General features: G+C 65.2%; 13 protein-coding genes. 3 read left to right on the forward strand and 10 right to left on the reverse strand.

The window, feature by feature from the left end; translation table 11 throughout:
* Nucleotides 1-5: 5 nt before the first annotated feature.
* The 5 genes from E8M84_RS14285 to E8M84_RS14305 all read right to left on the reverse strand — a co-directional run bounded on the left by E8M84_RS14285 (nucleotide 6) and on the right by E8M84_RS14305 (nucleotide 5,227).
* Nucleotides 6-1,382 carry a pyruvate dehydrogenase complex E1 component subunit beta gene (locus E8M84_RS14285; protein ID WP_137111908.1) on the reverse strand — a complete coding sequence of 459 codons (1,377 nt, stop codon included), beginning with the start codon at nucleotides 1,380-1,382 and terminating at the stop codon, nucleotides 6-8.
* A gap of 13 nt (nucleotides 1,383-1,395) precedes the next feature.
* Nucleotides 1,396-2,382 carry a pyruvate dehydrogenase (acetyl-transferring) E1 component subunit alpha gene (gene pdhA, locus E8M84_RS14290; RefSeq protein ID WP_137111909.1) on the reverse strand — a complete coding sequence of 329 codons (987 nt, stop codon included), beginning with the start codon at nucleotides 2,380-2,382 and terminating at the stop codon, nucleotides 1,396-1,398.
* Between the two features lie 287 nt (nucleotides 2,383-2,669).
* Nucleotides 2,670-2,915, reverse strand: a complete 246-nt coding sequence (locus E8M84_RS14295) for a septum formation initiator family protein (RefSeq protein WP_240790449.1) — start codon at nucleotides 2,913-2,915, stop codon at nucleotides 2,670-2,672.
* Between the two features lie 194 nt (nucleotides 2,916-3,109).
* Nucleotides 3,110-3,994, reverse strand: coding sequence for a fructose bisphosphate aldolase (locus tag E8M84_RS14300; protein ID WP_137111911.1), 885 nt, complete (start codon nucleotides 3,992-3,994; stop codon nucleotides 3,110-3,112).
* 42 nt (nucleotides 3,995-4,036) lie between these two features.
* The gene (locus E8M84_RS14305; protein WP_137111912.1) at nucleotides 4,037-5,227 is read right to left on the reverse strand and encodes a phosphoglycerate kinase; all 1,191 of its coding nucleotides are present in this window, start codon (nucleotides 5,225-5,227) and stop codon (nucleotides 4,037-4,039) included.
* Nucleotides 5,228-5,366: 139 nt separating this feature from the next.
* Between E8M84_RS14305 and E8M84_RS14310 the strand changes: the two genes are divergently transcribed.
* Both E8M84_RS14310 and E8M84_RS14315 read left to right on the forward strand, forming a co-directional pair.
* Nucleotides 5,367-5,879 carry a peptidylprolyl isomerase gene (locus E8M84_RS14310; RefSeq protein WP_137111913.1) on the forward strand — a complete coding sequence of 171 codons (513 nt, stop codon included), beginning with the start codon at nucleotides 5,367-5,369 and terminating at the stop codon, nucleotides 5,877-5,879.
* Entirely contained in the window at nucleotides 5,869-6,462 is a 594-nt protein-coding gene (locus E8M84_RS14315) for a peptidylprolyl isomerase (RefSeq protein WP_137111914.1), read from the forward strand. Before E8M84_RS14310 ends, E8M84_RS14315 begins: the two co-directional genes overlap by 11 nt.
* Before the next feature lie 38 nt (nucleotides 6,463-6,500).
* On the opposite strand, the gene tyrS is transcribed toward E8M84_RS14315, so the two are convergent.
* Nucleotides 6,501-7,751, reverse strand: a complete 1,251-nt coding sequence (gene tyrS / locus E8M84_RS14320) for a tyrosine--tRNA ligase (protein WP_137111915.1) — start codon at nucleotides 7,749-7,751, stop codon at nucleotides 6,501-6,503.
* A 56-nt stretch (nucleotides 7,752-7,807) separates the two neighbouring features.
* Here tyrS and E8M84_RS14325 point away from each other — a divergent pair, with 56 nt between their 5' ends.
* Entirely contained in the window at nucleotides 7,808-8,905 is a 1,098-nt protein-coding gene (locus E8M84_RS14325; RefSeq protein WP_137111916.1) for an anhydro-N-acetylmuramic acid kinase, read from the forward strand.
* On the opposite strand, the gene rarD is transcribed toward E8M84_RS14325, so the two are convergent.
* The 4 genes from rarD to E8M84_RS14345 all read right to left on the reverse strand — a co-directional run bounded on the left by rarD (nucleotide 8,902) and on the right by E8M84_RS14345 (nucleotide 11,894).
* Entirely contained in the window at nucleotides 8,902-9,822 is a 921-nt protein-coding gene (rarD, locus tag E8M84_RS14330; protein ID WP_137111917.1) for an EamA family transporter RarD, read from the reverse strand. The two genes, E8M84_RS14325 and rarD, sit on opposite strands and share 4 nt — an antisense overlap.
* 217 nt (nucleotides 9,823-10,039) lie before the next feature.
* Nucleotides 10,040-10,948: a fatty acid desaturase gene (locus E8M84_RS14335; RefSeq protein WP_137111918.1), complete on the reverse strand. Its 909-nt coding sequence runs from the start codon at nucleotides 10,946-10,948 to the stop codon at nucleotides 10,040-10,042.
* Nucleotides 10,948-11,367, reverse strand: coding sequence for a cupin domain-containing protein (locus E8M84_RS14340; protein ID WP_205914626.1), 420 nt, complete (start codon nucleotides 11,365-11,367; stop codon nucleotides 10,948-10,950). Before E8M84_RS14340 ends, E8M84_RS14335 begins: the two co-directional genes overlap by 1 nt.
* The gene (locus tag E8M84_RS14345) at nucleotides 11,364-11,894 is read right to left on the reverse strand and encodes a pseudouridine synthase (RefSeq protein WP_137112755.1); all 531 of its coding nucleotides are present in this window, start codon (nucleotides 11,892-11,894) and stop codon (nucleotides 11,364-11,366) included. The genes E8M84_RS14340 and E8M84_RS14345 overlap by 4 nt, the downstream gene beginning before the upstream one ends.
* Nucleotides 11,895-11,942 lie beyond the last annotated feature (48 nt).

The raw sequence follows: 11,942 nt of genomic DNA on the forward strand, positions 1-11,942 counted from the left end.
TCACCTCACCGGTAGCAGACGGATTTGACGGCGGTGACAATCTCCGCCGGGGTAATCAGCGCGAATTTCTCAAGGTTGGCCGCATAGGGCATCGGCACGTCCTTGCCCGTGCAGGTAACGACCGGAGCGTCCAGATAATCGAACGCCCGCTGCATGATCGTGGATGCCAGATGGTCGCCAATCGACCCCACCGGGAAGCCTTCCTCGACCGTGACGCAGCGGTTCGTCTTCATCACCGAGGCCAGCACCGTGTCATAGTCGATGGGCCGCAGCGTCCGCAGGTTGATGACCTCGGCGCTGATCCCTTCGCCCGCCAGCGTTTCCGCCGCAGCCAGCGCATGGGACACCCCGATCCCGAAGGACACGATGGTCACATCCGACCCCGCCCGCATGATGCTGGCCTTGCCAAACGGCACCACGAAATCGGGGTCCGTGGGCACCTCGAAGGACCGCCCGTACATGATCTCGTTCTCAAGGAACACGACCGGGTTCGGATCGCGGATGGCCGACTTCAAGAGGCCCTTCGCGTCCGCCGCCGAATAGGGCATGCAGACCCGCAGCCCCGGTATGGCCGCATACCAGGCCGCATAGTCCTGGCTATGCTGCGCGCCCACCCGCGCCGCCGCCCCGTTCGGGCCACGGAATACCATGGGTGACCCCATCTGCCCGCCGGACATGTACAAGGTCTTCGCCGCCGAGTTCAGGATATGGTCAATCGCCTGCATGGCGAAGTTGAAGGTCATGAACTCGACAATGGGCTTCAGCCCGCCCCAGGACGCGCCCGTGGCGATCCCGGCAAAGCCCATCTCGGTGATCGGAGTATCGACCACCCGGCGCGGCCCGAACTCGTCCAGCAGGCCCTGGCTGATCTTGTAGGCGCCCTGATACTCGCCGACCTCTTCCCCCATCAGGAAGACCGTCGGATCGGCCCGCATCTCTTCGGCCATCGCCTCACGCAGCGCCTCGCGGACGGTCATCGTCTTCGTCGGACCCTCGGGCAGGTCGCTGTGCGGCCAACCCGAAGCGGCCACCGGGGCAGCGGCCGCCGCTACTGGAGCCGCCGCGACAGTCGCCGGGGCCTCTGCTGCCACCGCAACAGCAGCCACCGCCGCAGGCTTCGGCGCATCCGACACCGTCTCTCCGTCCTCGACCAGCACCGCGATGGGCGTGTTCACCTTCACGCCCGCCGTGCCTTCCGCGACCAGGATCTTGCCGACGACACCTTCGTCGACCGCCTCGAACTCCATCGTCGCCTTGTCGGTCTCGATCTCCGCCAGGATCTGTCCCGACTTGACCGTATCGCCTTCCTTCACCAGCCATTTGGCCAGCGTGCCTTCCTCCATGGTCGGAGAAAGCGCGGGCATCAGAACTTCAGTTGCCATGATTTCCCCTCCCTTACGCGTAGATATCCGTCCAAAGCTCGCTCAGCGCGGGCTCCGGGCTGTCCTTGGCGAACTCGGCGCTCTCGTTCACGATCGCCTTGATCTCCTTGTCGATGGCTTTCAGCTCCTCATCCGAGGCAAGGCCCCCCTGCGTCAGCAGATCGCGCACATGCTCGATGCAGTCCTTCTCGGTCTTGATCTTCTCGACCTCTTCCCGCGTCCGGTACTTCGCCGGGTCGGACATCGAGTGTCCGCGATAGCGATAGGTCATCATCTCCAGGATATACGGTCCCTTGCCCGCCCGGCAGTGCGCCACCGCCTTCTCGCCCGCGGCCTTCACCGCCAGCACGTCCATCCCGTCCACCTGCTCGCCCGGGATGCCATAGGCCAGACCGCGCCCGAACAGCGTCGTCGACTTGGTGGACCGCTTCACGCTCGTCCCCATCGCATACTGGTTGTTCTCGATGACGAAGATCACCGGCAGGTCCCAGAGTTCCGCCATGTTGTAGGTCTCGTAGACTTGACCCTGGTTCGCCGCGCCGTCGCCGAAATAGGTGAAGGTCACGTTGTCATTGCCCAGGTACTTGTCCGCGAACGCCAGACCCGCTCCCAGAGGCACCTGAGCGCCAACAATCCCGTGCCCGCCGTAGAAGTGTTTCTCTTTCGAGAACATATGCATCGAGCCGCCCTTGCCCTTGGAATAGCCGCCCTCGCGCCCGGTCAGTTCGGCCATCACGCCCTTGGCGTCCATGCCGCAGGCCAGCATGTGCCCGTGGTCGCGGTAGCTGGTGATGCGCTTGTCGCCCTCTTTCGACGCCGCCTCCAGACCCACGACGACCGCTTCCTGCCCGATGTACAGGTGGCAGAACCCGCCGATCAGGCCCATGCCGTACAACTGGCCCGCCTTTTCCTCGAACCGGCGGATCAGCAGCATCTCGCGGTAGTATTTCAGCAGTTCCTCTTTCGAGACATTCGGTCTCGCGTCAGGCTTCTTGGCCATCGGGCTCCTCCCAGGGGCATCGGAATGGTTTAGTGTTAAACGATTCTTACAGCATCGGTGTTTATTGGGTCAAAAGGAATCTGCCGCAGCGGAAGCCAACCAGCGACATGGCACCTATGCAGTGCGGACAGGGCTGTTGTGATCGATTCGATGGTCCAAGCGTAGCACGTCGCCGCGACACGTCACCGGAAGATGCCGGGACGCTCGCCGGACATCGTGCGAAAGCCGGGTGGCAAACGCCTTGGGCGATCCGCAGCGGGTCCGGTCAGGGCATCCCTTGCAGCGCCTCAGCGAATGGCGATCTCGTCGGCGCGCATATAGCCCAGGACGTCGCGGGCCTGCTGGTCCAGAAGGTCCAGGTCAAGATAGGTGTCCGACAGCCGGTGCGTAAGGTTCTGCATTTCGGCCAGTTCGGCCTGCAGCCGGTCGCGCTCTGCCGCCAGCGTCTCGGCCTCGGCCATGATCGCCACCCGGGCGAACATGCCGAAATCGCCCTGCACCGCCGCGAAGGTGAAATAGACGCCAAGAACCATGGCGAAGGCCAGATAGACCAAGCCGCCAAAGCCCCGATGTGTCTGCGCTGTCGTCATGCCCGCCTCATCGGGCCCCTCTTGTCAGGGGGCCTCGACCGAATCATTGCATATTGCGAATCGCTTGGGAATCCCGAAAGCGCACGAGACTCAAAGACTTGATCGAACGGGGGCCACAAAGGCCCCCCCCTCGGGCCTCAGGTGATCGAGGCCGCGTAGATCCCGTCCACCGCGCCCTGCAGCACGCGGTCAAACTCCGCATCCGATTGCTGCGCCGACAGGCCTTCACTTAGCGCGCGGCTGAAGCTGGCGATGATGCCGTGGTTCTGCGCCAGGATCTCGTTCGCCTTGTCGCGGGAATGCCCGCCCGACAGCGCCACGACCTTCAACACCTTCGGGTGCTTGACCAGCGGCTGGTAGAAATCCGGCACTGTCGGCAGCGACAGCTTCAGCATGATCTGGCCCTCAAGCCCCTCAAGGTGCTTGAGAATCTCCTCCTGCAACATCGCCTCGGCCTCGGCCTTGTCGGCAATCGAAATGGTCACCTCGGGTTCAAGGATCGGCATCAGCCCATGGGCCGCGACCTGCCGTCCCAGTTCGAACTGCTGCGCCACGATGGCCGCAATCCCCTTGCGGTTCGCGGCATTCACCACCGACCGCTCCTTGGTCCCGTAGATCCCCGCCTTCACGGCGCGGGCCAGCAAAGCATCCAGCCCCGGGATCGGCTTCATCAGCTGCACCCCGTCGGCCTCGGCCTCCAGGCCTTTGTCGATCTTCAGGAACGGCACCACCCCGCGCTTTTCCCACAGGTAGGTCGCGGTGGGCACGCCGTCGATCGTCCGGTCCATCGTCTGCTCGAACAGGATCGCGCCTACAACCTTGTCGCCGGTGAAGGCGGGCGACTTGATGATCCGCGCCCGCATCGCATGGATCAGGTCGAACATCTGCTCTTCGCCGGAATACTCACTCTCGGAAATCCCGTACAGTTTCAGTGCCTTGGGGGTCGAGCCCCCCGACTGGTCCAGCGCCGCGATAAAGCCACGGCCGTTGCGCACCTGTTCGGTCATCTTCGCGTTGGTCATCTTCGTCTCCTGATCCCTTGGCGCTGGCATAGCCCCTGCGGCCTAACCCATCAAGGCTTTCACGCCCGGCAGTTCCTTGCCCTCCATCCATTCCAGAAAGGCCCCCCCGGCAGTGGAGATGAAGGTAAAGTCATCCGCCGCCCCTGCCGCATTCAGCGCTGCCACGGTATCCCCGCCGCCTGCCACCGACACCAGGCCACCCGCCCTGGTCAACCGTGCTGCCGCAAGTGCCGCCGCGTTGGTGGCCGCATTAAACGGTTCGATCTCGAACGCCCCCAAAGGCCCGTTCCAGATCAGCGTCTTGGCCCCGGCGAACACCGCTTCCAGCGCCTTCACCGTCTCCGGTCCCGCATCCAGGATCATCGCATCCGGCGGGCATTTGTGGACGCTGACGGTCTGGCTGTCCGCCCCGGCCTTGAACTCACGCGCGACAACCACATCGACCGGCAGGTGGATCTGGCAGCCCGCCTTCTGTGCCCGATGCCGGATTTCCCGCGCGGTCTCGGCCATCTCGCGCTCGGCCAGTGACCGGCCCACCTCGATCCCCTCGGCCACCAGGAAGGTATTCGCCATCCCCCCGCCGATCACCAGATGGTCGACCTTGGTGACGAGATTCGCCAGAAGCTCGATCTTGGTCGAGACCTTGGCCCCACCCACAACCGCCACCACCGGCCGCTTGGGCGACCCCAGCGCCGCTTCCAGCGCCTTCAACTCGGCTTCCATCAGCCGCCCCGCCGCCGCCGGCAAGAGCCGCGCGAGGCCTTCGGTCGATGCATGCGCCCGGTGCGCTGCCGAAAACGCATCATTCACATAGACTTGGCCCAGCTTCGCCATCTGCGCCGCCAGTTCCGGATCGTTCTTCTCCTCGCCCGGATGAAAGCGGGTGTTCTCCAGCAGCACCACCTCGCCAGCCCCCGCCTTGGCAATCGCCGCTGCCGCCACATCGCCCACACAGTCCGAGCCGAAGACAACCTTCCGCCCCAGCGATCCGGCCAGCGCTTCCTTCACATGCCCAAGGCTCATCTCCGGCACGACCTTGCCCTTCGGCCGGTCGAAATGCGCCAGCAGCACGACCTTGCCGCCCTTCGCCACGATGTCGTCGACCGTCGGCTTGATCTTGTCGATCCGGGTCATGTCGGTGACGCGGCCACCCTCCATGGGAACGTTGATGTCGACCCGCACCAGCACCGTCTTGCCGCCAAGCTCCATGTCGTCCAGCGTTTTCCAGGCCATCCGCGTCTCTCCATCCTTAGGGTGCACATCGCTTTTGGCGCGGGTATCACGCTCCCGTCAACCGCATAAGACGCTTTGCCCTTCCCTTGGGCGGATGCCCCCATTACGGTCGCGCCCGACATAACCAAAGGAGACCCCGATGCCCGACATCAAGGACCCGGAGAACACGATCATCCTGACGCTGAAGGACGGCGAAGTGGTGATCGAACTGCTCGCCGACGTCGCCCCCAAGCACGCCGAGCGGATGAAGCAGCTTGCCCGCGACAAGGCCTATGACGGCGTGGCCTTCCACCGCGTCATCGACGGCTTCATGGCCCAGACTGGCGACGTGGAAAACGCAAACATGGACAGCCCGAACTACAACCCGCGCCGGGCGGGCACGGGTGGCTCGCAGTATCCCGACCTCCCGGCCGAGTTTTCCAAGCTGCCGCATGATCGGGGCACCCTGGGCGCGGCGCGCTCGCAGAACCCGAACAGCGCGAACAGCCAGTTCTTCATCAACTTCCGCGACAACCATTTCCTGAACAACCAGTACACCGTCTACGGCCGGGTCATTTCGGGCATGGAACACGTCGACAAGATCACCCGGGGCGAGCCGCCAGCGAACCCCGACCGCATGATCACTGTCCGGGTGGCCGCCGATGTCGCGTAAGCTTGCCCTTGCCGCCCTTCTGGCCCTGGCGTCGCCCGCCGTCGCGCAGGACGCAATCGATGGGCCCGGCCCGAACCTGGTGATCGAGGTTGCGGGCGCCGCCAACGGCACCTTGGTCATCGACCTTCTCCCCGACGTCGCCCCGCAGCACGTCGCGCAGATCACCGCGCTCGCCAAGGAAGGCGCCTATGACGGCGTGGTCTTCCACCGCGTGATCGACGGCTTCATGGCGCAGACCGGCGACGTCCAGTATGGCAAGTCTGGCGGAGACCTGTCGCAGGCCGGCATGGGCGGCTCCTCGAAGCCCGACCTCCCGGCCGAGTTCTCGGACCTCTCCTACACCCGCGGCGTCGTCGGCATGGCCCGCTCGCAGGACCCGAACTCGGCGAACAGCCAGTTCTTCATCATGTTCACCGACGGCGTCGACGTTGATGGCCAGCGCAGGCTTTACGACGAGGTGCTGAAGGGCGCCTATACCGTCGTCGGCAACGTCGTCTCCGGCATGGAGGTCGTCGACGCGATCCAGCGCGGCGAGCCGCCCGCGCCGCCTGATGTGATGACCAAGGTCACCGTTCAGGAGTGACCGAAACTCAGGGTGGGCGGCATCGCCCACCCTACGCCTTACCCCAGCACCACCAACGCATGCCGCTTCTTGCCTGCGGTCAGCTTCATCGGCTCGACCAGATGGCTGGCCCCATAGCGCAGGCCCGCATCGGTGATGATCTCGTCGTTCACCTTGGCGCCGCCCTCCGCAATCAGGCGCTTGGCATCTTTCCCCGACGCCGCAAGACCCGCCCGCACGAACAGCTGCACGATCCCCACACCCTCGGCGACCTCCGCCACGTCCAGCGTCACCGTCGGCAGATCGTCCCCGATCCCGCCCTTCTCGAACACTTCCCGAGCCGTCGCTTCCGCCGCCGCCGCCGCTTCGGCCCCGTGCAGCAGTGTCGTCGCGATGTTGGCCAGCTGGATCTTCGCCTGGTTGATCTCCGACCCGCCAAGCGCGCCCAGCCTGTCGCATTCGTCAACCGGAAGCTCGCTGAAGATCTTCAGGAACCGGCCCACATCGGCGTCGGTAGTGTTCCGCCAGAACTGCCAGAACTCGTAAGGCGACAGCATCTCGCCGTTCAGCCAGACCGCCCCGCTGGCCGACTTGCCCATCTTCCGCCCGTCGCTGGTCGTCAAAAGCGGAGTCGTCAGGCCGAAGATTTCCTTGTCGATCACCCGGCGGGTCAGGTCGATCCCGTTGATGATATTGCCCCACTGGTCGCTGCCACCCATCTGCAACAGGCAGCCATAGCGCCGGTGAATCTCAAGGAAATCATAGGCCTGCAGGATCATGTAGTTGAATTCGAGGAACGACAGGCTCTGTTCGCGGTCCAGCCGCGACTTCACGCTCTCGAACGAAAGCATCCGGTTGACGCTGAAATGCCGCCCGATGTCACGCAGGAAATCCAGGTAGTTCAGCCCGTCCAGCCATTCGGCATTGTTCAGCATGATCGCGTCCGTCGGCCCGTCGCCATAGGACAGATACCGCGCGAAAACCTGTTTCAGCCCGTCAATGTTCCGGTCGATCGCCTCGGGCGTCAGCAGCGGACGCTCCTCGCTGCGGAACGACGGGTCGCCGACCTTGGTCGTTCCCCCACCCATCAGCGTGATCGGCTTGTGCCCGGTATTCTGCAACCAGCGCAGCACCATGATGTTCATCAGGTGACCGACATGCAGGCTGGGGGCCGTCGCGTCATAGCCGATATAGGCAGGCACCACACCCTTCAACAATGCCTCGTCAAGCGACTGATAATCCGTGCAATCGGCAACAAAGCCGCGCTCGAACATCACGCGCATGAAGTCAGATTTCGGGTGGTAGTTCATGGCCGCCTCGGTCTAGGATGTCGCGCGGTATAGCTTCGCATGAGGCACAAGGGAAGATGCGGAAGGACGGGGCTTTGTGGGCGCTGGGTGCGATGTCGGGCACATCGCTCGACGGCGTCGATGCCGCGATGATCAAGACCGATGGCCATTCCGTCTTCGCCTTCGGCCCCTCGGCCTACCGCCCCTACAGCCCACAGGAACAGGCCATCCTCCGCGCCGCCCTCGGCCACTGGCCGGGTGACCCGGAAACCGAAGCCGCCGCCGAAGTGGTCGAGACCGCCCATGCCGAGGTGCTCGCCCGCTTCACCGGGGCCGAGGTCCTGGGCTTCCACGGCCAGACCCTGGCGCATGATCCGTCCGGTCGGGGAACGCATCAATGCGGCAACGGCGCGCTCTTTGCCCAGCTTCTCGGCCTGCCCACCGTCTGGGATTTCCGCACCTCCGACGTGACCATCGGCGGGCAGGGGGCACCGCTTGCGCCCTTCTACCACTTCGCCCTTGCCCGCCGCATCGGCGCGACCGAGCCTCTGGCCTTCCTCAACCTCGGCGGGGTCGGCAACCTGACCTGGATCGACCCGACCGCCCCTGGCCCGGAAAACCCCGGCGCGCTTCTGGCTTTCGACACCGGCCCGGCCAACGCGCCGATCAACGACCTGATACGCGACCGGCTGGGCGAGGACAGGGACGAGGGCGGAAGGCTCGCCGCCCAGGGTGAGATCGACGAGGACTTCGTCGCCTCGGTCCTGAAGGACCCGTGGTTCGATCATCCCCCACCAAAGTCGCTGGACCGAAACGACTTCCACGGGCTGATCGAGCGGCTGGAGATGCTGTCCGACGCCGATGCCGCCGCGACACTGACCGCGATTGCCGCCGCTTCGGTCGCCGCAGCCCAGATCCATTTCCCCGCGCCCGTGACCCGTATCCTCGTCACTGGCGGGGGCCGCCACAACCCCACCCTGATGGCCGAGATTCGCCGCCGCATCCCCTGCGCCATCCTGCCCGTCGAGGATGTGGGTCTGGACGGCGACATGCTGGAAGCCCAGGCCTTCGCCTTCCTCGCCGTCCGCGTGCTGCGCAAGATGGCGACCTCGGGTCCGGACACCACCGGCGCGCCCGCGCTGGTCGGTGGCGGGCAGATCAGCCGACCGGACTAGGTCCGGCGCAGCCGTTCGGCCAGGATCGGCAGGGTATAGATCACCAGCGCCGTCCAGATCAGGGAAAAGGCCACCAGCTTCACCCCGCTGAACGGCTCGTCAAAGATGAAGACCGCCGTCAGGAAGATCAGCGTCGGCGCGATGTATTGCATGATGGCGATGGTCGACAGGGTCAGCCGCTTGGCCCCGTTGGCATAGATCATCAAGGGCACGGCCGTGACCAGCCCGCAGCCGATCAGCAGTGCATTGTCCCAGGTCATGCCCACAAGGAAATGACCGGTCCCCTGCGCCTGCAGCCAGCCGATATAGGCAACCGCCGGGGCCAGTAGGATCAACACCTCCAGCGTGAAGCCCTGGTTCGGGCCAATGGGCAACCGGCGCTTGAGATAGGCATAGAACCCCCAGGTCAGCGTCAGCCCCAGCGCCACCACCGGCAACCGCCCGGCCTCCCAGGTCAGGATGCCCACCGCCACAACGGCCAGCGCAATCGCCGCCATCTGCGTCCGACCCATACGTTCGCCCAGAAGGACCGCGCCCAGGAAGATCGAAAACAGCGGGTTGATGTAATATCCCAGCGCCGCGTCCAGCGCATGGCCGGACCCGATGGCCCAGACATAGATCCCCCAGTTGACCGAAATCAGCGCCGCCGTCATCGCGCCCATCCCCAGCATCCGGGGGGACTTCAGCGCTGCCTTCAGATCGGCTGTCCGCCCGGTCCACCACAGAACCGCCACCGCAATCGGCACCGACCACAGCACCCGATGCGCAATGACCTCCACGGGCGGGATATGCGCCAGCGCCTTCATGTAAAGGGGCAGAAACCCCCACAAGAGGTAGGCCGTCAGCGCATACAGAAAGCCGGAAAGACTGTCGCCGGTCGTGGCGCCAGCGCGAAGTGGGGCAGGGGTCTCGCTCATGCCCAACCCCTACCCAATGCACCGCCCGACAACCACCCCGATCTTGTGCCCCGCACAATCCCGGTCCATGCGCTTCACGTCTTGCCCATGTCCCAGATACTTCGGCGACAAGCATCCGCCCTGAACCCCATGCGACCCACCGCCGCTATATTCCCGCCGGTCCCCGCATCGCTTTACGGTTGACGCTTCGTGAACCTCCACAGCCAAGCCTTTGATATCAGGGCTCTCCCTCTGCTGTCCATGCAGGACGCCGCGCCAGATACTCCCGCGTGAAGCCCGCGTAGCCGTCCGCGGTCACCCGCAACTCGTCCTTCATCATCCCGTGCACCTCGGGCAACCGGTGGAACGGCACCTGGGGCCAGACGTGATGCTCGACATGGTAGGGCATGTTCCAGGCCAGGAACCGCACCACCCGGTTGGTGAAGGTCGTCCGCGTGTTCTGAAACATGTCGGCCACCCGCGGACAGTCGCCATGTTCCGCCAGCAGGTACAGCCGCAGAAAGGGCTGGCCCAAAAGAACTGGCAGGACCCAGACCCACCAGAGGAACGTCGACAGGCTGAGGCTCAGGCCCACCAGGAGACACCCCACTGCCATCCCCCGCGCCTCGCGGATCACGCGCGCCCGCGCCACCGGGGGGATGAAGTCGTCGTCCGCCCGCCCCCAGACCAGCCGCGCCAGCAGCCGAACCTCAGCGATCCAGTAGGGAAGGCCCGACACATGCCAGGCCCAGGCCGCCCTCGTCGCAGGTTTCTCTCCTGCAAGCTCAGGGTCCTTCCCCTCGATGTTCGTCCAGCGGTGATGGGCGAGATGGAAGAACCGGAACCACTCGAACGGAAGCAGCAGCAGGAACCCCGCCACCCGGCCGACCTCGTCGTTCAGACGCTCATTTGCAAACGGTGTCCGATGCGTCGCCTCGTGCTCCAGCGTGAACAGGAACACGATCAGCACCCCCTGCACCGGGATCAGCGCCCACCAACCCGGCACTCCCAGCCCGATGAGCGTACCCACGCCCAGGATCAGCCCTAGATGCCCCGCCAGATGCCAAAGCCCCGCGAAGGTAGACCGCGCCACCAACGCCTCGCGTGCCTCCGCCGGGATCTGGGCGAGGAACTCCTTGTGATCCATCACAGACTCCAGCCCGGCGGTGCGAGTTCAAACCCCTCGAACCGGAACCCCGGAGACACCGTGCAGCTGACCAGCGTCCAGTCGCCGGAAGACCAAGCCGCCTGCCACCAACCCGAGGGCACCACTGCCTGCACCACCTCGCCCCCCAGCACATCCGGCCCCATCTGAACCTCATGGGCCGTCGTCTCCCCCATCGACAGCACCAACGGCGCCCCCGCATGCCACAGCCAGATCTCGTCCGCATCGACCCGGTGCCAGTGCGACCGCTCCCCCGCCTGCAGCAGGAACAGGATCGCCGTCCCCGAGGCCCGCCCGCCCACCTCGGGCCCCTTCCACGTCTCCCGATACCACCCGCCCTCGGGATGCGGCTGCAGCCCAAGCTTCGCGATGATCGCCCCGGCCGTATCTGGCGCATTCATGCCTGCCTCCATTCCCCGGGGGCCAACCCCTCCAGTGTCCAGTCCCCCACCCGCCAGCGGATCAGCCGCAGACAGGGCAACCCCACCGCCGCACACATCCGCCGCACCTGCCGGTTCCGCCCCTCGCGGATCGTCAGTTCAATCCACCCGTCCGGCACCGTCTTGCGCACCCGGATCGGCGGCACCCGGGGCCAGAGCCACCCCGGCTCCGCCACCCCCCGCGCCTTGGCCGGAAGCGTCGGGCCATCGTTCAGCACCACTCCCCCCCGCAACCGCTCCAGCGCCGCCTCGGTCACGACTCCCTCAACCTGAGCGAAGTACGTCTTCTCCTGCTTGAACGTCGGGTCCGCTATCCGCGCCTGCAGCTTGCCGTCATCTGTCAGAAGCAACAGACCCTCCGAATCCCGGTCCAGCCTTCCTGCCGGATAGACCCCCTTCACCGGCACAAAATCCGCCAGCACCGCCCGCTCCCCCTCGCGAGAGAACTGGCAGAGCACGTCGTAGGGTTTGTTCAACAGGATCAGCATGGCAAAGACGTAACCCAGCCGGGCCAAGCGGGGAAGCCGTTGCCATCG

The organism is Rhodobacter sp. SY28-1 (assembly GCF_005222785.1).
Taxonomy (GTDB): Bacteria; Pseudomonadota; Alphaproteobacteria; order Rhodobacterales; family Rhodobacteraceae; genus Tabrizicola.

Bases quoted from the DNA above. Each gene is read 5' to 3' on its own strand.
- tyrS (WP_137111915.1), bottom strand. From the start codon at position 7,751: ATGAACTACCACCCGAAATCTGACTTCATGCGCGTGATGTTCGAGCGC.
- E8M84_RS14315 (WP_137111914.1), top strand. From the start codon at position 5,869: ATGTCGCGTAAGCTTGCCCTTGCCGCCCTTCTGGCCCTGGCGTCGCCC.
- pdhA (WP_137111909.1), bottom strand. From the start codon at position 2,382: ATGGCCAAGAAGCCTGACGCGAGACCGAATGTCTCGAAAGAGGAACTG.
- E8M84_RS14340 (WP_205914626.1), bottom strand. From the start codon at position 11,367: ATGAATGCGCCAGATACGGCCGGGGCGATCATCGCGAAGCTTGGGCTG.
- E8M84_RS14345 (WP_137112755.1), bottom strand. From the start codon at position 11,894: ATGCTGATCCTGTTGAACAAACCCTACGACGTGCTCTGCCAGTTCTCT.
- E8M84_RS14335 (WP_137111918.1), bottom strand. From the start codon at position 10,948: ATGGATCACAAGGAGTTCCTCGCCCAGATCCCGGCGGAGGCACGCGAG.
- rarD (WP_137111917.1), bottom strand. From the start codon at position 9,822: ATGAGCGAGACCCCTGCCCCACTTCGCGCTGGCGCCACGACCGGCGAC.
- E8M84_RS14305 (WP_137111912.1), bottom strand. From the start codon at position 5,227: ATGGCCTGGAAAACGCTGGACGACATGGAGCTTGGCGGCAAGACGGTG.
- E8M84_RS14300 (WP_137111911.1), bottom strand. From the start codon at position 3,994: ATGACCAACGCGAAGATGACCGAACAGGTGCGCAACGGCCGTGGCTTT.
- E8M84_RS14295 (WP_240790449.1), bottom strand. From the start codon at position 2,915: ATGGTTCTTGGCGTCTATTTCACCTTCGCGGCGGTGCAGGGCGATTTC.
- E8M84_RS14325 (WP_137111916.1), top strand. From the start codon at position 7,808: ATGCGGAAGGACGGGGCTTTGTGGGCGCTGGGTGCGATGTCGGGCACA.
- E8M84_RS14310 (WP_137111913.1), top strand. From the start codon at position 5,367: ATGCCCGACATCAAGGACCCGGAGAACACGATCATCCTGACGCTGAAG.
- E8M84_RS14285 (WP_137111908.1), bottom strand. From the start codon at position 1,382: ATGGCAACTGAAGTTCTGATGCCCGCGCTTTCTCCGACCATGGAGGAA.